The organism is Streptomyces sp. NPDC050485, assembly GCF_044458185.1.
In the GTDB taxonomy this organism is placed as follows: Bacteria; Actinomycetota; Actinomycetes; order Streptomycetales; family Streptomycetaceae; genus Streptomyces.
This window is the reverse complement of the sequence record NZ_JBITHR010000003.1, coordinates 519,759-539,730: the sequence shown is the minus strand read 5'-3', so window position 1 is coordinate 539,730 and position 19,972 is coordinate 519,759. Positions and strand designations below refer to the sequence as shown.

The 19,972-nt window shown below is 71.6% G+C and carries 13 protein-coding genes and 1 pseudogene; 8 read left to right on the top strand and 6 right to left on the bottom strand.

The features are described from left to right. The first annotated feature begins 2 nt into the window (after positions 1-2). A complete protein-coding gene (locus ACIBK6_RS09000) occupies positions 3-3,320 on the top strand; it encodes a BTAD domain-containing putative transcriptional regulator (protein ID WP_399050070.1) in 3,318 nt (1,105 codons plus the stop codon). Between the two features lie 13 nt (positions 3,321-3,333). On the opposite strand, the gene ACIBK6_RS08995 is transcribed toward ACIBK6_RS09000, so the two are convergent. The 3 genes from ACIBK6_RS08995 to panB form a co-directional block, all read right to left on the bottom strand. Continuing rightward, positions 3,334-4,188, bottom strand: coding sequence for an ABC transporter permease (locus tag ACIBK6_RS08995; RefSeq protein ID WP_399050068.1), 855 nt, complete (start codon positions 4,186-4,188; stop codon positions 3,334-3,336). After that, entirely contained in the window at positions 4,185-5,210 is a 1,026-nt protein-coding gene (locus ACIBK6_RS08990) for an ATP-binding cassette domain-containing protein (protein ID WP_399050066.1), read from the bottom strand. The genes ACIBK6_RS08995 and ACIBK6_RS08990 overlap by 4 nt, the downstream gene beginning before the upstream one ends. A gap of 141 nt (positions 5,211-5,351) precedes the next feature. After that, positions 5,352-6,227 carry a 3-methyl-2-oxobutanoate hydroxymethyltransferase gene (gene panB, locus ACIBK6_RS08985; RefSeq protein ID WP_399050064.1) on the bottom strand — a complete coding sequence of 292 codons (876 nt, stop codon included), beginning with the start codon at positions 6,225-6,227 and terminating at the stop codon, positions 5,352-5,354. Positions 6,228-6,423: 196 nt separating this feature from the next. Between panB and ACIBK6_RS08980 the strand changes: the two genes are divergently transcribed. The 3 genes from ACIBK6_RS08980 to ACIBK6_RS08970 all read left to right on the top strand — a co-directional run bounded on the left by ACIBK6_RS08980 (position 6,424) and on the right by ACIBK6_RS08970 (position 9,907). Further along, on the top strand, positions 6,424-8,031 hold the full coding sequence (locus ACIBK6_RS08980; protein ID WP_399050062.1) for an MFS transporter: 1,608 nt from the start codon (positions 6,424-6,426) through the stop codon (positions 8,029-8,031). A 60-nt stretch (positions 8,032-8,091) separates the two neighbouring features. Further along, positions 8,092-8,703 (top strand): TetR/AcrR family transcriptional regulator, encoded by a 612-nt coding sequence (locus tag ACIBK6_RS08975; RefSeq protein ID WP_399050182.1) that lies wholly within the window; start codon positions 8,092-8,094, stop codon positions 8,701-8,703. A gap of 181 nt (positions 8,704-8,884) precedes the next feature. Next, on the top strand, positions 8,885-9,907 hold the full coding sequence (locus ACIBK6_RS08970; RefSeq protein WP_399050180.1) for an endonuclease/exonuclease/phosphatase family protein: 1,023 nt from the start codon (positions 8,885-8,887) through the stop codon (positions 9,905-9,907). Between the two features lie 39 nt (positions 9,908-9,946). Here ACIBK6_RS08970 and ACIBK6_RS08965 read toward each other — a convergent pair whose 3' ends face one another. After that, a complete protein-coding gene (locus tag ACIBK6_RS08965; RefSeq protein ID WP_399050061.1) occupies positions 9,947-11,698 on the bottom strand; it encodes an NAD+ synthase in 1,752 nt (583 codons plus the stop codon). Positions 11,699-11,857: 159 nt separating this feature from the next. Here ACIBK6_RS08965 and ACIBK6_RS08960 point away from each other — a divergent pair. The 3 genes and pseudogenes from ACIBK6_RS08960 to ACIBK6_RS08950 all read left to right on the top strand — a co-directional run. Beyond that, positions 11,858-12,115: pseudogene (locus ACIBK6_RS08960) on the top strand (amino acid:proton antiporter); the annotation flags it as partial. 167 nt (positions 12,116-12,282) lie between these two features. After that, a complete protein-coding gene (locus ACIBK6_RS08955; protein WP_399050059.1) occupies positions 12,283-12,963 on the top strand; it encodes a DUF998 domain-containing protein in 681 nt (226 codons plus the stop codon). Next, positions 12,960-13,775 (top strand): alpha/beta fold hydrolase, encoded by an 816-nt coding sequence (locus ACIBK6_RS08950; protein WP_399050057.1) that lies wholly within the window; start codon positions 12,960-12,962, stop codon positions 13,773-13,775. Before ACIBK6_RS08955 ends, ACIBK6_RS08950 begins: the two co-directional genes overlap by 4 nt. Positions 13,776-13,932: 157 nt before the next feature. Here the strand turns inward: ACIBK6_RS08950 and ACIBK6_RS08945 are convergent, their stop codons facing one another. Together ACIBK6_RS08945 and ACIBK6_RS08940 are read right to left on the bottom strand one after the other, a co-directional pair. Beyond that, on the bottom strand, positions 13,933-15,891 hold the full coding sequence (locus ACIBK6_RS08945) for a protease pro-enzyme activation domain-containing protein (protein WP_399050056.1): 1,959 nt from the start codon (positions 15,889-15,891) through the stop codon (positions 13,933-13,935). A gap of 466 nt (positions 15,892-16,357) precedes the next feature. Further along, positions 16,358-18,334: an amino acid transporter gene (locus tag ACIBK6_RS08940; RefSeq protein WP_399050054.1), complete on the bottom strand. Its 1,977-nt coding sequence runs from the start codon at positions 18,332-18,334 to the stop codon at positions 16,358-16,360. A 224-nt stretch (positions 18,335-18,558) separates the two neighbouring features. Between ACIBK6_RS08940 and ACIBK6_RS08935 the strand changes: the two genes are divergently transcribed. Further along, positions 18,559-19,920 (top strand): glutamine synthetase family protein, encoded by a 1,362-nt coding sequence (locus ACIBK6_RS08935; RefSeq protein ID WP_189960966.1) that lies wholly within the window; start codon positions 18,559-18,561, stop codon positions 19,918-19,920. Positions 19,921-19,972: the final 52 nt, after the last annotated feature.

The window sequence follows — 19,972 nt, the reverse complement described above, 5'->3', positions numbered from 1 at the left end:
GCGTGCGCTACCGGATTCTCGGCACCACCCAGGTCCTCCGCCCCGACGGCAGCCCCGTCGCGCTCGGCGGCGCTCGGCTGCGCGCCCTTGTGACGGTGCTCGCGCTGCGGCCCGGCCGCGCCGTCCCGGTGGGCGTCCTGGTGGACGAGGTATGGGATGGCGAACCGCCCGCCGACGCCACGGGCGCGCTGCAAGCGCTGGTCGGGCGGCTGCGGCGGGTCATCGGGCACGAAGCCGTGTTCTCCGCCGACGGCGGCGGATACGGGCTCGCCGCCGAGTCCGACGACATCGACCTGCACCGCTTCGAGCGGCTCACCGCCGACGGAACACGCTCCCTGGACGAGGGCGAACCGGCCAAGGCGGTGGCCCTGCTCGACGACGCGCTCGCGCTGTGGGCCGGCCCCGCCCTCGCCGACCTCCCCGACCGCGCCGCGCCCGCGGCCCGCTGGGAGGCCCGCAGGCTGGACGCCCGCCGGCTCCGGCTCGCCGCCGCCCTCGCCCTCGGCCGCCCCGGCGAGACGCTCGCCGAACTCGCCGCGCTGTGCGAGGCCCATCCGCTGGACGAGCCGCTGCACGCCCTGCGCATCCGGGCCCTGCGCGCGGCGGACCGCCCCGCCGAGGCGCTCGCCGCGTACGAGAGCGTGCGCGCCACCCTCGCCGGGGAGCTCGGCGCCGACCCCGGGCCCGAACTCCGTTCCCTGCACGCCGAGTTGCTGAACCCGGCGCCCCCGCCCGCGCCCGCGGCCACCCCGGTGAACGGCAACCTGCGGGCCCGCCTCACCTCGTTCGTCGGCCGCGAGGCGGACCTCGCGCACATTCGCGGCGACCTCGAAAGCGCCCGGCTCGTCACCCTGCTCGGGCCCGGCGGGGCGGGCAAGACCCGGCTCTCGCAAGAGGCCGCCGAGGGCGCGGCCCAGTGCTGGCCGGACGGGGTGTGGCTGGCCGAACTCGCGCCCGTGGACGACCCGGCCGGGGTGCCCGCCGCCGTGCTCACCGCCGTCGGCGCCCGCACGACGGTGCTGCACTCGGCCGGCGCCGAGGAGCTCCGGGCGGGCGACCGGCACGCCGACGACCCCGTGGTCCGGCTCGCCGAACACTGCGGGCCGCGCCGCATGCTGCTGCTCCTCGACAACTGCGAGCACGTCATCGGCGCCGCCGCCGAACTCGCCGAGTACCTGCTGGCCCGCTGCCCGGGCCTGGCCGTCCTCGCCACCAGCCGCGAACCGCTCGGCGTACCGGGCGAGTTGGTGCGCCCCGTCGAGCCGCTGCCCGCGCCGGTCGCACTGCGGCTGCTCGCCGACCGGGGGGCCGCGGCCCGGCCCGGCTTCCGCACCGACGCCGACGACGAGACCACCGCGGCCGCCGCCGAGATCTGCCGCCGCCTCGACGGACTGCCCCTGGCGATCGAACTGGCCGCCGCCCGGCTACGCATGCTGACCCCGCGTCAGATCGCCGACCGCCTGGACGACCGCTTCCGCCTCCTCACCAGCGGCAGCCGCACCGTACTGCCCCGCCAGCAGACCCTGCGGGCCGTTGTCGACTGGTCCTGGGAGCTCCTTGAGGCGCCCGAGCGCACGGTCCTTGGCCGCCTCGCCGTCTTCGCGGGCGGCTGCGACCTGGCGGCGGCCGAGGCGGTGTGCTCCGACGAGGTCCCGCTCACCGGAGCCCCCTCCGTCGCGGCCTGGGACGTGCCCGCCGTCCTCGGCTCCCTTGTCGACAAGTCGCTCGTCGTGGCCGCCCCCGACGACACGGGCGAGATGCGCTACCGGCTGCTCGAAACCGTCGCCGAGTACGCGGCCGAACGGCTCGACGACGCCGGGGACCGGACCGGTACGGAGCGGCGGCACCTCACGCACTACCGCGAACTGGCCCGCCACCGCGACGCCCGACTGCGCGGCCCCGGCCAGCGGGCCGCGATCGACACGCTGGAGCGGGAGTACGAGAACCTGCGGACCGCGCTGCGCCGCGCCGTCGCGCTCCGCGACGAGCAGGAGGTGCTCTGCCTGGTGCACGCCCTCGTCTGGTACTGGCAGATGCGCGATCTGCGCAGCGAGTCGCGGCACTGGGCGCAGGAGGCGGCCGAGCTCGGACCCGACCCGTTCGAGCCGCCGGTGACGCCCGCGCCCCCGGTGTACGTCCGCTGCACCGAGAACCCGCCGCCGATGGACCCCGAGGTGCTCCAGGAGGCGCGCCGCGGCGTGCGGCTCATCCAACTTGCCTCCATGGACCACGAGTTGGACTTGTGGACCAGTCCGACCGCCCTCGCACGGCTCCGCGTGATCGCCTCCGTCTACCGGCCGGGTCTTCCGCAGACCTGCCGGATGCCGGGCTCGCTCTGGTTCTTCCCGGTGGTGCTCACCGGCGACGTGGCCCGGCTGAAGGAAGTGCTGGACGCGACCGTGGTGGCCTGCGGGGAACTCGGTTACGAGTGGGAGCTGGCCGCCGCCCTCCAGATGCGCGCCAACGTGCTGGCCAACCGGACCGAGTGGGCCGCCGACGCGACCGCCGACGCCGACGCAAGCCTCCTGCTGTTCCGGCGCCTCGGCGACGCGTGGGGCGCCGCCGAGGCGCTGGGCGCGCGCGGCGAGGCACGGGAGAAGCGGGGTCAATTCGGCCCGGCCGCCGAGGACTTCACCGCCGCGCTCCAGTACGCCGAGCAGCTCGGCGCCCAGTCCCAGGTGACCCTGCTGCGGGCCAGGCTCGCCGCCATGCTGATGGAGACGGGGGAGGCCGAGCGCGGTGAGGCGATGCTGCGCGAGATCCTCGCCGACGAGCGGCGGACGGGCTTCGAGGCGCGGCCCGCGGCCCGGCTCTTCCTCACCATGTGGCTGGGCCGCACCGGCCGGTACGAGGAGGCGCGCGAGCACGTCGAGCTGATGCTGCGGGAGTTCCGCTCCGCCAACCTCGCGCTGTTCGAGGGGTTCGTCCTGGGGGTGCGGGCCTGGCTGGACAACGCTCAGGGCCGGTTCACCGAGGGGCTCGCCGGGGCGCTGGCCTCGTTGGAGCGGGCCCAGGAGCCGCTGTCACTGATGGTCGCGCCCGAGATGGTCGCCATCCACCTGCTCGGCGCGGCCCGCGCGATCGCCGGGCTCGGCGGCACCGGCAACGGCCTGGACGCGGCCCGGCTCATCGGCGCGCACGACGCGCTGCTCCCGGCGGGCCACTTCTCCGCGCCCGTGCAGGTGGAGCAGCGGGCCGTCGCCGAGCGGAGCGTGCGCGCCCTGCTCGACGCCGCCGCGTACGAGGCCGCGTACGCCGAGGGCGGTGGCCTCTGTGCGGAGGAGGCCACCGCCCTCGTGCGGCGCGATCGCAAGAACTGACGAAGCGTCAGTATCAGGTGCGCTTGCGGAACTTGGCGACCGCGAGCGGAGCCGTCACCAGGGTGATCCCCACCGACCAGGCCACCGTCATCAGTGCGGAGTGGGCGACCGGGCCGCCGGTCATCAGGCCGCGGGCCGCGTCCGCGAGGTTGGACAGCGGGTTGTAGTCGGTGAAGGACTGCAGCCAGCCCGGCATCGTGGTCGGCTTCGCGAAGATCGAAGAGCCGAACTGCAGCGGCATCAGCACGATCATGGCCATTCCCTGGACGGCCTGGGCCGTCTTCATGGTGAGTCCGAGCAGGATGAAGATCCACATCAGTGAGGCCCCGAACAGCACGGACAGGCCGATGGCCGCGAGCAGCGCCAGCACCGAGGTGTGGATGGTGAGCCCCAGGATGAAGCCCATGACCAGCAGGATGGAGATGGCGACCAGCATCCGGCCGATCTCGACCACGATCTTGGCTATGAGCACGGACGACCGGGCGATGGGCATCGTCCGGAACCGGTCCATCACCCCCTTCTTGAAGTCGTCGTTGACGCCGGTCCCGACCGCCATGGCGATGTTCATACCCATCATCGCCATCAGGCCGGGGACCAGGTAGTTGACGTACGCGCCCTGGTTGCCGCTGCCGAACATCGCGCCGCCGAAGACGTACACGAAGAGCAGCACGAAGATGATCGGCATGAGGACGGCGTCGAACATCGACTCCGGGTCGGCCTTGATCTGGAGCATGTTGCGGCGCGCCAGGGCGCCGATGTGACGCAGATTGGCGCGCAGGCCGATCCGTATGTCGTCGGACGCGGCGGGCGGCCGCGGGTTCGAAGGGGCCTGCTGGGCAGGCGCGTTCACAGTGGTGGTGGCGCTCATGCCGCGACCTCCTCGATCTCACGGTTGCCGTCCTGGGAGTCGGCGGTCTTCTGGCCGGTGATGGCCAGGAACACCTCGTCCAGGCTGGGCAGATGGGTTCCTATGTGGGCGATTCCGTAGCCGCGTGCGCCCAACAGGCCTACCACGGCGGTCAGTTGCTCGTCGCTGAGGATCGGCACGTTCAGCACGCCCTCGTCGGGGACGACCTGGGTGCCCGCGACGCCGTCGAGGCCCGCCTCGGTGACGGCCCGCGCCATCGCGCCCAGCTGGTCCGGGTCGGTGGGCCGGATCTGCAGGGTGCGGCCGCCGACCTTCGCCTTCAGCTCGTTGACCCTGCCGTTGGCGATGACCTTGCCGCGGTCGATGACCGTCAGCTCGCTCGCCAGTTGCTCGGCCTCCTCCATGTACTGCGTGGTGAGCAGCACGGTGGCGCCCTCGGCGACCATCCGCTGCACCTCGTCCCACACCTCGTTGCGGGTGCGCGGGTCGAGGCCGGTGGTCGGCTCGTCCAGGTAGAGGACGGCCGGGTGGCCGATCATGGAGGCGGCCAGGTCGAGCCGGCGGCGCATACCGCCGGAGTAGGTCATGGCGGGCCGCTTGGCGGCGTCCGTGAGCGAGAACCGCTCCAGGAGCTCGTCGGCGCGGGTCCGCGCGTCCTTGCGGGACAGGTCGAGCAGCCGGCCGATCATGTACAGGTTCTCGCGGCCGGACAGCTTCTCGTCGACCGAGGCGTACTGCCCGGTCAGGCCGATGGTGCGGCGCAGCTGCCGGGGCTGGCGCACCACGTCGTACCCGGCGACGGTGGCGGTGCCGGAGTCCGGCACGATCAGGGTGGACAGGCAGCGTACGAGGGTGGTCTTGCCGGCGCCGTTCGGCCCGAGGACACCGAGGACGGTGCCTTCGCGGACATCCAGGTCGACGCCGTCCAGCGCCTTGGTGTCGCCGTAGTGCTTCACCAGCCCCCGGACGGTGATGGCGTTGCCGGCGCCGTCACCCGTGGGGTTCTTGTCGATTCGCGTCATGGACACCAAGGTGCCAGCCGCCACCGACAAACGACCGACAGTCCACCGACAGCCTGTGGAAAACCCGCCGACAGACGACCGGAAGACGACGGACAGCCCGCCGAGGGGGGAGTCGGCGGACTGTCGTCGGAACCGCAGCGGCTAGTGGAAGGTGTGTTCCTCGGCGGGGAAGGCGCCGCCGACGACCTCGTCGGCGAAGGCCTTCGCCGCGTCCCCGAGGGACTGGCGCAGGTTCACGTACTGCTTGGTGAAGCGCGGGGTCTTGCCGGGGGTCAGGCCCACCATGTCGGTGTAGACGAGCACCTGCGCGTCGCACTCGACGCCCGCGCCGATGCCCACCGTCGGGATGTGTAGGACCCGGGTCACCTCGGCGGCGAGCTCGGCCGGGACCAGTTCCAGGACGATCGCGAAGGCGCCCGCGTCCTGGACCGCCTTGGCGTCGCGCAGCAACTGCTGGGCCGCCTCCTCGCCGCGGCCCTGCACCCGGTAGCCGAGCGTGTTCACGGACTGCGGGGTGAGGCCGACATGGCCCATGACCGGGATGCCGGAGTCGACAAGCAGCCGGATCTGCTCGTGGCTGCGCTCGCCGCCCTCCAGCTTGACCGCCCCGACGCCCGCGTCCTTGACCAGGCGCATGGCGCTGCGCAGCGCCTGTACCGGGCCTTCCTGGTACGAGCCGAAGGGAAGGTCGCCGACGATGAGGGCGCGCGAGGTGCCCCGTACGACGGCCGCGGCGAGCATGGTCATCTCGTCCAGGGTGACCGGGACGGTCGTCTCGTAGCCGAGGTGGCAGTTGCCCATGGAGTCGCCGACGAGCATGACCGGGATGCCGGCCTCGTCGAAGACGGACGCGGTCATCGCGTCGTAGGCGGTGAGCATGGGCCACTTCTCGCCGCGCGCCTTCGCGCCGGCGATGTCGTGCACGGTGATGCGCCGGGTGCCCTTGCCTCCGTACAGCGCCTTGGGATTGCTGCTGTCGGATGCCTGCTTCTGGGCAGCCTGAAGTTGTTGCGTCATCGCAACGGCTCCTGTTCGTCATCTCGAAGCGCCCTTACGGCGTCTCCGGACCACATCCATGGTGGCATCCCGTGCCCGGTGCCGGGAAGGGTGTCCCCGGAACGCGCATCGGCCGTGAACACGAACCGGTGGCCGAAAAGTAAAGACATTCCAATACGAGACGGTTCCGTATCGAAATGGCTCTAGGTTGATGGGCATGTCAACAACGTCAGCCGCGTCCGGAGTGCCGGCCGCTCCCCGCATGCCCGAGGCGGTCCACCGCCGGCGCTGGGCGATCCTCGCCGTCCTGATGCTCAGCCTGCTGATCGTCGTCCTGGACAACTCGATCCTGAACGTCGCCGTCAAGACGATCGCCAGCCCCGCCCCCACCGGCCTCGGCGCCACCCAGAGCGAGCTGGAGTGGGCGATCAACGCCTACACGCTCGTCTTCGCCGGACTGCTCTTCACCTCGGGCCTGCTCGGCGACCGGCTCGGCCGCAAGAAGGTCCTGCTCTTCGGCATCACGGTCTTCGGTCTCGGCTCGGTGCTCGCCGCCTTCTCCGGCTCCTCGGGCCAACTCATCGCGTTCCGCGCCCTGATGGGCCTCGGCGGCGCCTTCGTGATGCCCGCCACCCTCGCCGTCCTCATGAACGTCTTCGAGCGCGAGGAACAGCCCAAGGCGATCGGCATCTGGACCGGCGGCGTGGGCCTGGCCATCGCGATCGGCCCGATCACCGGCGGCGTGCTGCTCCAGCACTTCTGGTGGGGCTCGGTCTTCCTGGTCAACGTGCCGGTCGTGCTCATCGCGCTGATCGCCATGATCGTCCTCGTACCGGACTCCAGGGACCCCGCCCCGGGCAGGCTCGACCCGGTGGGCGTGCTGCTCTCCGTCGTGGGCCTGGTCCTGCTCGTGTACGGCATCATCCACGGTGGCCAACTGGCGGACTTCACCGATACGTCGGTGCTCGCCACCATCCTCGCGGGCATCGCGGTGCTGGCCGGCTTCGTCGTGTACGAGAAGCGCAGCGACCACCCCGCCATCGACATCGGCTTCTTCACGAAGCCCGCCTTCTCAGCCGCCGTCGTCGCCATCGCGCTGACCTTCTTCGCGCTGATGGGCGTGACCTTCTTCTCGGTCTTCTACCTGCAGAGCGTGCGCGGCTACAGCGCCCTGCAGGCCGGTCTGCTCATCCTGCCGCTCGCCGTCGCCCAGATGATCTTCGCGCCGCGCGCCCGGCTCGTCGTGGAGCGCTTCGGCGCCCGCGCGGTCTGCACGGCCGGTCTTGTCCTGGTGGCGATCGGCCTCGCGGCCTTCGCGCTGTACGACGCGAACACCCCGATCTGGGCCATGGCGGTCGTCTTCTTCCTCCAGGGCGCCGGAATGGCCCACATCATGCCGCCGGTCACCGTCTCGATCATGCAGTCGCTGCCGCGCGAGAAGGCCGGCTCGGGTTCGGCCGTCAACAACACCTTCCGCCAGGTCGGCGGCGCGCTCGGGGTCGCCGTGCTCGGCTCGGTGCTCTCCACCGTCTACCGCGGCGACATCGAGGGCCACCTCGGCGCGGTCCCCGCAGGGGCGCGCAAGGCGGCGGGCGAGTCCATCGAGGCGACCCTCGGCATCGCCGAGAAGATGGGCCCCGCGGGCAAGGCCCTGATCGGCCCGGCCGACGACGCCTTTCTCCACGCCATGCACGTCACCGCCCTCGCCTCGTCCGGGGTGGCCCTCCTCGGCGCCGTCGTCGTCCTCCTGTTCCTGCCCGCGAAGCCGCCCGCGGCCGGCGCTCCCCGGGCCGAGGACCGTCCCGCCGAGGCCGCCCGGCGGTAGCGCGGCGCCGGTCGGGAAGAATGCGGGTCGGTCGACAGAAGCGGAGCGGGCGTGACCCTGATGGACAAGCAGGACAAGGACGGCGAACCACGGCGCGGGCGGCCCCGCTCCGAGGCCGCCGAGCGGCAGATCCTGGAGGCCGTGATCAAGCTTCTGGAAGACGGCGTGTCGCTCGCCGACCTCTCCATCGAACGCATCGCCCGCACCGCCGGCGTCGGCAAGGCCACCATCTACCGGCGCTGGGCCGGCAAGGAGGAGCTGTTCGTCGAGGTCGTCCAGTCCATGGAGTCCCCGACCCCGCCGCTGCCCGGCCGCTCGCTCCGCGACGACCTCGTCCGCATGGTCGAGAACGTGCGGCAGCGCAGCGCCGCCAAGCAGTCCTCCGCGCTGCTGCACAACGTCTTCGCGCAGATGCAGAGCTATCCCAAGCTCTGGTCGAAGTACCACAGCCTGGTCATCGGCCCCCGCCGCGAGCTCATGGACGAGGTGCTGCGGCGGGGCATCGAGAACGGCGAGATCCGCGCCGGGATCGACCTCGAAATGGCCGGGGACCTCTTCGTCGCCCCGATGCTGGTCCGCACCATGATGCGGCCTGGCACTGAGCTGCCGGGGCCCGAGTTCGCCGAGCGCATCGTCGACGCCGTACTCGAAGGGCTGCGCCCGGCTCGCTAATATGCGCGTTTCGTCACAGGGCCCCCCGCCGGGCCCCCGCCTGGAACCCGCCACCGCACCCGGTCGTCCTGCGGGGCGTACGGCTTTCGTACGAGGAGTACGACAGCAGGGAAAGCCACCCGTCTTCGCCTAGGGTCGACAGCGGTGACGGTGTGTGGGCGACAGCAGTGAGGACAGCGGTATGGCGCGGGCGTATGTGACGGAAACGGGCGACGGCGGCGCGGAGGGCGAGCGCACCGGGTCCCGGTTCCGGCGCCTGCTCGACGGCTGGCGGGGCGACCCCGGCATCTGGCGCCGCGGCCTGGTGCTCGCGGGGATCGCCGCGGTCATGGCGCTGGTGATGGTCCTGCACGCGAAGATCCCCAACTCAGTCGGCAACCTCGGCTCGCTTACCGAGACGTTCCTGCCGTGGCTCGGCCTGTTCGTGCCGGTCCTGCTCGGTCTCGCGCTGTGGCGCCGCTCGGCGACCGCGCTGATCGCGCTGCTGCTCCCGTCGGTCGTCTGGCTCAACCTGTTCGGCGGACTGCTCACCGACAAGCAGAGCGCGGGCGGCAACCTGATCGTCGCGACCCACAACGTCAACGCCGAGAACCCCGACCCGGCCGGCACCGCCCGCCAGGTCGCCGCCTCCGGCGCGCAGGTCCTCGCCCTGGAGGAGATCCCGGGCGACAAGGTCGAGGCGTACAAGAAGGCGCTGGCGGACATCTACCCGTACCACTCGGTGCAGGGCACGGTGGGCCTGTGGTCCAAGTACCCGATGAGCGAAAGCCGGCCCGTCGACATCAAGATCGGCTGGACCCGCGCGCTGCGCTCGACGGTCAAGACCCCGACCGGTGATGTCGCGGTGTACGTCGCCCACATGCCCTCGGTACGGGTCAAGCTGAACGCCGGGTTCACCGCCAACCAGCGCGACAACAGCGCCTACACGCTGGGCGAGGCGATCTCCGCCGAGCCGCTCAAGAAGGTGGTCCTGCTCGGCGACCTCAACGGCACGATGAACGACCGCTCGCTGAACAACATCACCTCCCAGATGCGCTCCACCCAGGGCGCCGCGGGCAACGGCTTCGGCTTCAGCTGGCCGGCCGCGTTCCCCATGGCCCGCATCGACCAGATCATGGTCAAGGGCATCCAGCCGAAGTCGTCGTGGACCCTGCCGAAGACCGGCAGCGACCACCTGCCGGTCGCGGCGCGGCTCCAGGTGTGAGGAGAGGGCGCCCCCGCAGGCGCGCCCCTTCCCCGTGGTTCAGAGTGACTCGCGCCAGCGGTTCGTGATCGGCAGGCGGCGGTCCTTGCCGAAGCCCTTCGCCGAGATCTTCGTGCCCGGCGGGTACTGGCGGCGCTTGTACTCCGCCGTGTCCACCATCCGCAGCGTCTTCGCCACCAGCTCGGGGTCGTAGCCGGCCGCCACGATCGCGTCGGCGCCCCGGTCCCGGTCGACGTACATCGCCAGGATCGCGTCCAGGACCGGGTAGTCGGGCAGCGAGTCCGTGTCGACCTGGTCGGGGCGGAGCTCGGCGCTCGGGGGCTTGGTGATGGAGTTCTCCGGGATCGGCGGGGTCTGGCCGCGCTCGGCCGCCGCCCGGTTGCGCCACTCGGCGAGCCGGAAGACCGCGGTCTTGTAGACGTCCTTGATCGGCCCGTAGGCACCCACCGAGTCGCCGTACAGCGTCGAATAGCCCACCGCCAGCTCGGACTTGTTGCCCGGGGCCAGGACGATGTGGCCCTCCTGGTTGGAGATCGCCATCAGCATCGTGCCGCGCAGCCGCGACTGGAGGTTCTCCTCGGCGAGCCCGGCCAGACCGAGCGAGACCATGTACGCGTCGAACATCGGCTCAATGGGGACGGTGCGGAAGTTCAGCCCCGTACGGCGTGCGAGCTCCGCCGCGTCGCCCCTGGAGTGCTCCGAGGAGTACTTCGACGGCATGGACACGCCGTACACGTTCGCCGCGCCCAGCGCGTCGCAGGCGATCGCGGCGACGAGCGCCGAGTCGATGCCGCCGGACAGGCCGATCAGGACCGACCGGAAGCCGTTCTTCGCGGCGTACGCCCGCAGGCCCACCACCAGCGCCGAGTAGACCTCCTCGTCGTCGTCCAGACGGTCGGCGTAACCGCCGGTGAGCTCCGGCTCGTACGCCGCGAGGGGCTCCTCGGAGATCACCACGTGGTCGACGCGCAGACCGTCGTCCAGCACACCGCGGGGGACCGGGCCGGCGGCCGGCAGCTCCAGGTCGAGGATGACCGAGCCCTCGGAGAACTGCGGTGCCCGCGCCACGACTTCGCCGCCCGCGTCGACCACGATCGAGTCGCCGTCGAAGACCAGCTCGTCCTGGCCGCCGATGGTCGCCACGTACGCGAGCGTGCAGCCGGCCTCCTGGGCCCGCTTGCGGACCAGGTCGAGCCGGGAGTCGTCCTTGTTCTGCTCGTAGGGCGAGGCGTTGATGGAGATCAGCAGCCCGGCGCCGGCGGAGCGGGTGGCCGGGACCCGGCCGCCGTCCTGCCACAGGTCCTCGCAGATGGCGAGGGCGACGTCGACGCCGCGCACCCGCACGACAGGCAGGGTGTCGCCCGGCACGAAGTAGCGGAACTCGTCGAAGACGCCGTAGTTGGGCAGGTGGTGCTTGGCGAAGGCCAGCACGACGCGGCCGCCGTGCAGCACGGCCGCCGCGTTCTGCGGGGCGCCCGCGGGCCGGCCGAGCCTGGGGGTGGCGGACGCGGACCGGTCCAGGTACCCGACGACCACCGGAATCTCCCCGAAGCCCGCCGCGTCCAGCCGTACCGCGAGCGCCGCCAGCGCCGCCCGGGACGCTTCCACGAAGGACGACCGCAGAGCCAGGTCCTCCACGGGATAGCCGGTCAGCATCATCTCGGGGAACGCGATGAGGTGCGCCCCCTGCTCGGCGGCGTGCCGGGTCCAGTGCACGATCGCCTCGGCGTTGCCGGCGATGTCGCCGACCGTCGAGTCGATCTGATTCAGGGCGAGGCGTAGTTGAGGCACCCGGCCAGTGTAATCGTCAATGCGACGCGATGGGGTGCCGAGGAGGCGCGCGGCGCCCCGTGCCGGACGCCCGCCGGGCCGGGCGCGGGGCCCGCCGGGGAGCGGGCCGTTCCCGCGGCCCGACGTGCGGGACCCGGGCGCCGAGCCGATCACGGGCCCATGACGGCCACGGATGCCTCCGATGAGGAACTCGTCGCGACCGAAGGGACAAAACGGCAGTTCGTCTCCTGGGTGACGCTGGGCCTGATGACGACGGCATCCGTCGCGAGCCTGCGCCCCTCGCCCGCCATGGCCGTCTACGGCCTGGCCGCGATCTTCCTCTACCTGCCGCCCGCCCTCGTCTTCCTGCTGCCCACCGCGCTGGTCGGCGCCGAACTCGCCTCCGGCTGGACCGGCGGCATCTACCGCTGGGTGAGCGGTTCGGCGCCGAGCCGTCGGCGGCGGACTGCTCGCCCTGGGCATCGCGGCCCCGCTGGCCTTCCTGAAGTTCCGCAAGCCGGGCTGGGTGCATCCGGACCACCAAGAGAGGGGTGTCCGGCGGATCACGGCCGGGGGCGAGGCCGCCCCGTAGCATTGGCCCCACTATGTCCCAGCGTGGTGTGCGAACCCGGCCCGTGGCCGTCCTGCTCGCGCTCGGCGCCCTGGCGTACACGGCCTGGGTCCTTGAGCTCCTCTTCCAGACCGGACTCGACCCGATCCAGGCGTACGTGAGCGAACTCGCGGCCGCCGACCAGCCGCTCGGCGGACTCTTCCGCGCCACCGACCTGACCGCGGGACTCCTCGTCCTGGCGGGCGCGGTGTGCGCGCTCGGGTGTCGTGACCACCGGCCCTGGTCGCTGGCCGGCTGGGCGGGCCTCGCGCTCTTCGGCGCCGCCACCGCGGTCGACTCCCGCCTTCCGCTGAGCTGCGCGCCCACCGCCGACCCGGTGTGCGCGGCCCGCGAAACGGCCGGCCTCGTCCCGGCGACGCACACCGCGCACGCGGTGAGCAGCAGCCTCGCCATGGTGGGAGCGCTGGTCGGGGTGGTGGGGCTCACGGTCGCAGCCCGCCGCTACGGCCACTGGCCCCTGCTGGCCGCCCGCCTCGGGCCGACCCTCGCCGCCCTCGAACTCCTCGCCACCGCCTGGACGTTGGCCTCCGTCGCCGCGTTCCAGGCCGGCCGGGGCACCTGGGCGCTCGGTGCGGGACAACGCTCCCAGGTGCTGCTCGTGGCGGTGTGGCTGGGCGTACTCGCGCTGAGCGTGGCGCGGGAGCGGCGGACATGACGTTCGTACGAGTGGGCGGGGTGCCGCACCACGTGGTGGTCGAGGGGGCCGGACCGGTCGTGGTGCTCAGCGCGGGGCTCGGCATGAGCTGGTTCGACTGGGACCCGGTGGTGCCGCTGCTCGCCCCGCACCACACGGTCGTACGCTTCGACCGCCCCGGGCACGGTCTGTCCGGGCCCGCCGCGGTGGCGCCGACGGGGGCGGGGGAGGCCCACCGCATCGCCGGGATCCTCGACGCGCTGGGCTTCGCCGAGCCGGTGACGGTGGTGGGGCACTCCATCGCGGGGTTCCACGCGGAGGCCTTCGCGCGGCTGTACCCGGCCCGTACGGCGGGGCTCGTCCTAGTCGACTCCAGCATCGAGGAGCGCGCGCGTCCGCCGGTCGCTCCGGCGCTGCGGCTGGCGTTCGCGCGGGCGGCGGGTGCGGTGCTCTGCCGTGCGGGAGTGCCGGCCGCGCTCGGCCCTTCGGCGCGCCGGGGCATGGTCCGCGCGTCCCGCGCGGGGGGCGGGGATCCGGCGCCGCGCGATGTGGTGCGGCGCTGCTACCGCACGTCGCGGGTGCTGCGGGGGATGCTCCTGGAGAACACCCGCTACCACGCGGTGGCGGCCGAACTCCTCTCCCTGCGCGGCCAGTTCGGGCTCCCCCCGGTCCCGGTCACCGTACTGGCGGGCGGGGCGGGCGGCCCGACCTGGATCCACCGCCAGCGCGCATTGGCGTCCACGCTGGCCGCAACCTTCCAACTGGCCCCTGGCGCAGGCCACTTGGTCATGCTGGACAGCCCGGGGGAGGTGGCGCGGGCAGTACGCCCGTGAGGCGCGAACGGGGTCCGGGGCGGAGCCCCGGGAGACCACCTTCCCCGTCCCACCCCCGGAGGGTTTCGGGAAGGGGCGGGGTGGGGGAAGAAAAAAAGCCCCGCCCCCAGCCGCAGCAACTCGCGGCCAGGGGCGGGACGGGGACCCCGTCAGGGGGTCAGCGGCGGAACGGGAAGCCGTACGACGCCACGTAGCCGGGCGCGGGCGAGCCCACACCCGTCACGTCGTCGTACCCCTTGACCGCGCTCAGCGAGCTGTCCTTGCCCAGCGTGCGCACCGAAGTGAGCAGCCCACCGGTCGCGTCGACGCCGTTGGCGAAGTCGACGCGGGCCACGGCGATGTTGCGGCCCGCACCCAGCGGGTGGTCCGTGACGTCGTGGAACAGCGGCGAGTTGTAGCGCGCGTAGATCGCCGGGTTCGCGAACCCGATCGGGAAGCGGCCGGCCTGCTGGGCCAGCGCCTGGACGCCCGCGATCACCGGAGCGGCCAGCGACGTACCGCCGATGCGGTACTCGTCGTACTTGACCGACTTGTCGGGCCAGGTCTGCGTCTGGCCCACCAGGAACCCGGTGTTGGGGTCGGCCACCGCCGCGATGTCCGGCACGGTACGCATCGGCGTCGCGCCGTTCGCCTTCGCCAGCGAGTCCGGCACGATGCCGCGCTGGTAGAACGGCTGCTTCACCAGCGAGCTGGTGCCGCCGCCCGCGCCGCCGGTGTAGGCGCCCGGGAACTTCACCCAGCTCTTGCCGTCCGCGGACAGGGCGGCCTTCTCGGTGCCCCAGCCGGTCTCGAACTGGTACTTGTCGCCCTTGCCGACCGCCAGCGAGGTGCCGCCGACCGACGTGGCCCAGGCCGAGTTCGCAGGGGTGTCGACCTGCTTCTTGCCGGTGTTGGCGACCTCGTCGCCGTTGTCACCGGAGGAGAAGTAGAAGCCGATGCCCTCGATCGCGCCCAGCTTGAACGTCTGGTCGTAGGCGGCCTGGATGTCCGGGGTCTCGTTGCTCTCGACGTCGCCCCACGAGTTGGAGACGATGTCGGCGAGGTGCTTGTCGACGACCCTGTTGAGTGCGTCGAGCAGATCCGGGTCGTTGCAGGACGCGCCGCCCACGTACACGATGTTCGCGTCCGGTGCGACGGCGTGCACGGCCTCGACGTCCAGGGACTCCTCGCCGTACCAGCCGGACGCCTTGCACGCGTCCACGCTGTTGAAGGCGGCCGGGAGGACCTCGGTGTACTGGCCCTTCTTGTAGGCCGCGTCACCGTTGCGCTTGGCGTAGGTCGCCGCGTCCGACGCCATGGTCGGCGAGGCGTACGCGTCGGTGATCGCGACCGTCACGCCCTTGCCGGTGTATTTGCCCGCACCGTAGGCCGCCCGCAGCTGCTTGCCGGTGTAGCCGTGCACCGCGTACGGGATCTTCGTGCCGTACGCGTCCGGCAGCGTCTTGGCGACGTTGGAGCCGAAGTACGTCGAGGACGGGCCCGAGTTGCGGAACCCGGCGCCCGGACCCGGCAGCGTGTCCTGGTGCGTCGACTGGTGCGGCGCGTTGTCCAGGCCGGTCACCGTCAGGACGGCGTCGGCCAGCCCGTGCGGCGCGGACGCGGCCTTCGACGGGGCCCGGTAAGTCCGGTTGTCCTTGCGGTAGTCGTGCAGCTGCGTGGCGAACGCCTGCTGCGCCGCGGCGACGTCGCCGGACACCGATATGTAGTGCTGGTTGGAGCCCGTGATGGTCAGTCCGGACGACTTCAGCCACTTGGTGACCGCGTCGATCTGCTCCTTGGTCGCGCCGAAGCGCTGCTGCGCCTGCTCGGCGTTGAGGTACTTGCCGAACGAGGCCGACTTCGGGTCGGACACGGCCGCGGCGTACGCGTCGAGGCCCTTCGCGTCCCGCCCGGCGAGGTACACCCGGGCGTTGACCGGGGCGGACTTGGCGGTGGCACCCTGGTCGGCGGAGCCGGTGGCCCACACGGGCTTGGTGCCCGCGAGGGCCGCCCGTCCGCTCGGGACCGGATCGGCCGCCTGAGCGGACGGTATGCCGAAGGCGAGCGCACCGGCGAGCACGGGCAGTGTCGCTGCCATGCTCACAACGGCGCGCCGCCTGGCGCGGCTGGTTCTCATGTAACCCCCTGCGTGAAGGTCTTCGCATGCTGTACGTGTGCTGTCTGATGCGCGCACGTAATGCGTCACTCTTGTCAGGAACAGTTCATGCGGGGGGCAAGTGATCACCAAGAAACGCCAAAGAGCGTTTAGTGACGGTCAGTTGGAGGGCGCCTGAGCGCCCCCTTTCTTCAGCATTTGTGCCATCAGGTCGATTTCCGACCGCTGGGAGTCGACCACGCCCTGTGCCAACTGCTTCTCCGGGCCCACCGCGCAGCGCTCAGCACAGCCCTGCACCAGTCTTGCGCCCGGGCCCTGACGTGCCGTTGGTGGTCATCTGTCCGTAACGTCCCTCTGCTGAGGGGGAGTCGGGGCGGAGCAGGCGCGTGATACGCGTGAGCCGCACTCCCCCGGGCGCAGATGCTGGGGGAGGAGTGCGGCTCACGGCGGGCCGGGGCGTCACCCGGCCGGAATCATCGCAGCGGGCTCAGCCGACGTGCACCCGGGGGCGCAGGCTCAGGTCCGGCTCGGCCCGGCGCAGCACCTCGCGGGTCACCGGCGCGACCTCGCCGTCGCCGAACACCAGGAAGCGCAGCAGGTGGCTGAGCGGATGGCCCTCGGTCCAGTTGAAGTAGGCGTGCGGGACCTCGCCCGTACGGTGGCGGAGCTCCATCATCACGGCCGCGATGGTGTTGGGCACCACCGCGCCCTCGACCCGCAGCCTGCGCACCCCGTGCTTCTCGTCGCCGTGGACGGTCAGCTCGGTGGTGAAGTCCGAGGAGTTCTGGATGAAGACCTCCAGGAACAGCACGGGCCGGCCCTCGGGGATGTGGGTCTCCTCGCGCTGGCTGTACTCCTTGGCGCGGTACTCCCGCGTCGAGTGCTCGTGCGGCTCGTTCGCGATGATCCGCAGCGGCCCGCTCCGCGCGGCCTCGTCCACGAACCGGGCGGCGCACTCGTCGAAGGTCACCGCCGTCGCCCGCAGCTCGAAGGCGCGGTGCACCCGCGAGGCGAACGACGACACCACGATGGCCACGATGAACAGCAGCGCGATCTTGATGCCGTCCGGCCGCTCGATCACGTTCGTGACCAGCGTGTACGCGAAGACCGCGGTGATCACCCCGAAGCCGAGCGCCGCGCCCCGCTTGCCGCGCCGGTGCACGGCGACCGTGGAGGCGAACGAGGCCGAGAGCATCAGCACCAGCACGCCGGTGGCGTAGGCGCCGCTCTGCGCGTCGACGTCGGCGTCGAACCACCAGGTGATGAAGAAGGCGATCGCCGTGAAGATCAGGACCAGCGGCCGGACCGCGCGGGTCCACTCCGGCGCCATCCCGTACCGCGGCAGATAGCGCGGTACGAGGTTGAGCAGGCCCGCCGTCGCCGAGGCCCCGGCGAACCACAGGATGGCGATGGTCGAGATGTCGTACACCGTCCCGAAGGCCTCGCCCAGGTGCTGGTGGGCGAGGTAGGCGAGGGCGCGCCCGTTCGCCTGGCCGCCGGAATTGAACTCGGACTCGGGGATCAGGATCGTCGTCGCGAGGCTGGAGACCAGCAGGAAGCCGCTCATGATGAGCGCGGCGGTGGTCAGCAGCTTGCGGGTGTCGCGGATGCGGCCGGCCGGCTTGTCGTGGGTGTCGGAGGCGTCGCCCTGGATCTGCGGCATGACCGCCACGCCCGTCTCGAACCCGGACATGCCGAGCGCGAGCTTCGGGAAGACGAGCAGCGAGACCCCGATCATCGCGAGCGGCGAGGAGTGCTGGGCCGTCATCGCGTCCCACCAGTTGCCGATGACGACCGGCTCGGTGGCGATCTTCCAGACGGCGGTGGCGAGGACCACGAGGTTCAGCGCCAGATAGACGCCGACGAGCGCCACCGCGATCCCGATGGCCTCCTTGAACCCCTTGAGGAAGACCGCGCCCAGCGCCGCGACCAGGGCGAGCGTGATCCACAGGTTGGAGCCGTGCAGGAAGTTCGGGGCGAAAGGATTCTCCACGACATGCGCGGAGGCGTCCGCGGCCGACAGCGTGATCGTGATCATGAAGTCGGTGGCGGCGAAGCCGAGCAGCACCAGGACGAAGATCTTCCCGGCCCACCAGGGGAGCAGCCGCTCCAGCATCGCGATCGAGCCCTCGCCGTTCGGCGACTCCTTCGCGACCCGCCGGTAGACCGGCAGCGCGCCCAAGAGCGTCAGCGCGATCAGCACCAGCGTCGCGAGCGGCGAGAGCAGTCCGGCGGCGAGCGCGGCGATGCCGGGCTGGTAGCCGAGCGTGGAGAAGTAGTCGACGCCGGTCAGGCACATGACCCGCCACCAGCGCTGGCCCTTGTGCTCGGCCGGCGGGGTGCCGTGCGGCCCGGGGTGGCGGGCGGAGCGCTCGCTGAGCCCGTCGAGCAGCCAGCCGCGCCAGCGGCGCCGCTCGGGGGATGCGACGGTGGTATCCGGGGGGTCCACCTGGGTGCCGGTCATGCTCGGTTCTCCTCAGCCTTTCTGCGGGCAACGAGGAGCGAGTATCCACCACATCGGCCTCCGAGGAACGCGCCGGGGCACCCCAGGGGAGGGGACGTGCTCTACGTCATACCGAGTGCGTAATGTGGAGGTAATCCCGCGCCTCGATACTGAGGGCTCCCACGCCGTCCCCGTTCTTGGCGGGGTAGTGATGCACAGGCCGTCTGAACTGCAAGGATGTGGCTATGGACAAGCAGCAGGAGTTCGTGCTCCGGACTCTCGAGGAGCGCGACATCCGGTTCGTGCGCCTGTGGTTCACCGATGTGCTGGGCTTCCTCAAGTCGGTGGCGGTCGCCCCGGCCGAGCTGGAGCAGGCCTTCGACGAGGGAATCGGCTTCGACGGCTCGGCCATCGAGGGCTTCGCCCGCGTCTACGAGTCCGACATGATCGCCAGGCCGGACCCGTCCACCTTCCAGATCCTGCCGTGGCGCGCCGAGGCGCCCGGCACCGCCCGGATGTTCTGCGACATCCGGATGCCGGACGGCTCCCCGTCCTTCGCGGACCCGCGCTTCGTCCTCAAGCGCATCCTCGCCAAGACCTCCGACCTCGGGTTCACCTTCTACACGCACCCCGAGATCGAGTTCTTCCTGCTGAAGGACAAGCCGCTGGACGGCACCCGCCCCGTCCCGGCCGACAATTCGGGCTACTTCGACCACACCCCGCAGAACGTCGGGATGGACTTCCGCCGACAGGCGATCACGATGCTCGAATCGATGGGCATCTCGGTCGAGTTCAGCCACCACGAGGGCGCGCCCGGTCAGCAGGAGATCGACCTGCGCTACGCGGACGCGCTGTCCACGGCCGACAACATCATGACCTTCCGCCTGGTCATGAAGCAGGTCGCGCTCGAACAGGGCGTGCAGGCGACCTTCATGCCGAAGCCGTTCTCCGAGTACCCCGGCTCGGGCATGCACACCCACCTCTCCCTCTTCGAGGGCGACCGCAACGCGTTCTACGAGTCGGGCGCGGAGTACCAGCTGTCCAAGGTCGGCCGCTCCTTCATCGCGGGCCTCCTCAAGCACGCCGCCGAGATCGCCGCGGTCACCAACCAGTGGGTCAACTCCTACAAGCGGATCTGGGGCGGCTCGGAGCGTACGGCGGGCGCCGGCGGCGAGGCGCCCTCGTACATCTGCTGGGGCCACAACAACCGCTCGGCGCTCATCCGCGTCCCGATGTACAAGCCGGGCAAGACGGGCTCCTCCCGGATCGAGGTCCGCTCGCTCGACTCGGGCTGCAACCCCTACCTCGCCTACGCCCTGCTCCTCGCGGCCGGCCTGAAGGGCATCGAGGAGGGCTACGAGCTCCCGGCGGGCGCCGACGACGACGTCTGGGCGCTGACCGACGCCGAGCGCCGCGCCATGGGCATCGAACCGCTCCCGCAGAACCTCGGCGAGGCGATCGCCCTGATGGAGCGCAGCGAGCTGGTCGCCGAGACGCTCGGCGAGCACGTCTTCGACTTCTTCCTGCGCAACAAGAAGCAGGAGTGGGAGGAGTACCGCAGCGAGGTCACCGCGTTCGAGCTGCGGAAGAACTTGCCGGTGCTGTAAGGGAGTTGAGGGGGCGTCAGCCCCCTCAGCTCGGAGGCCCCTCGGCTCCCAG

Bases quoted from the DNA above. Each gene is read 5' to 3' on its own strand.
- ACIBK6_RS08995 (WP_399050068.1), bottom strand. From the start codon at position 4,188: ATGAGCGCCACCACCACTGTGAACGCGCCTGCCCAGCAGGCCCCTTCG.
- ACIBK6_RS08990 (WP_399050066.1), bottom strand. From the start codon at position 5,210: ATGACGCGAATCGACAAGAACCCCACGGGTGACGGCGCCGGCAACGCC.
- panB (WP_399050064.1), bottom strand. From the start codon at position 6,227: ATGACGCAACAACTTCAGGCTGCCCAGAAGCAGGCATCCGACAGCAGC.
- ACIBK6_RS08980 (WP_399050062.1), top strand. From the start codon at position 6,424: ATGTCAACAACGTCAGCCGCGTCCGGAGTGCCGGCCGCTCCCCGCATG.
- ACIBK6_RS08975 (WP_399050182.1), top strand. From the start codon at position 8,092: ATGGACAAGCAGGACAAGGACGGCGAACCACGGCGCGGGCGGCCCCGC.
- ACIBK6_RS08970 (WP_399050180.1), top strand. From the start codon at position 8,885: ATGGCGCGGGCGTATGTGACGGAAACGGGCGACGGCGGCGCGGAGGGC.
- ACIBK6_RS08955 (WP_399050059.1), top strand. From the start codon at position 12,283: ATGTCCCAGCGTGGTGTGCGAACCCGGCCCGTGGCCGTCCTGCTCGCG.
- ACIBK6_RS08950 (WP_399050057.1), top strand. From the start codon at position 12,960: ATGACGTTCGTACGAGTGGGCGGGGTGCCGCACCACGTGGTGGTCGAG.
- ACIBK6_RS08945 (WP_399050056.1), bottom strand. From the start codon at position 15,891: ATGAGAACCAGCCGCGCCAGGCGGCGCGCCGTTGTGAGCATGGCAGCG.
- ACIBK6_RS08940 (WP_399050054.1), bottom strand. From the start codon at position 18,334: ATGACCGGCACCCAGGTGGACCCCCCGGATACCACCGTCGCATCCCCC.
- ACIBK6_RS08935 (WP_189960966.1), top strand. From the start codon at position 18,559: ATGGACAAGCAGCAGGAGTTCGTGCTCCGGACTCTCGAGGAGCGCGAC.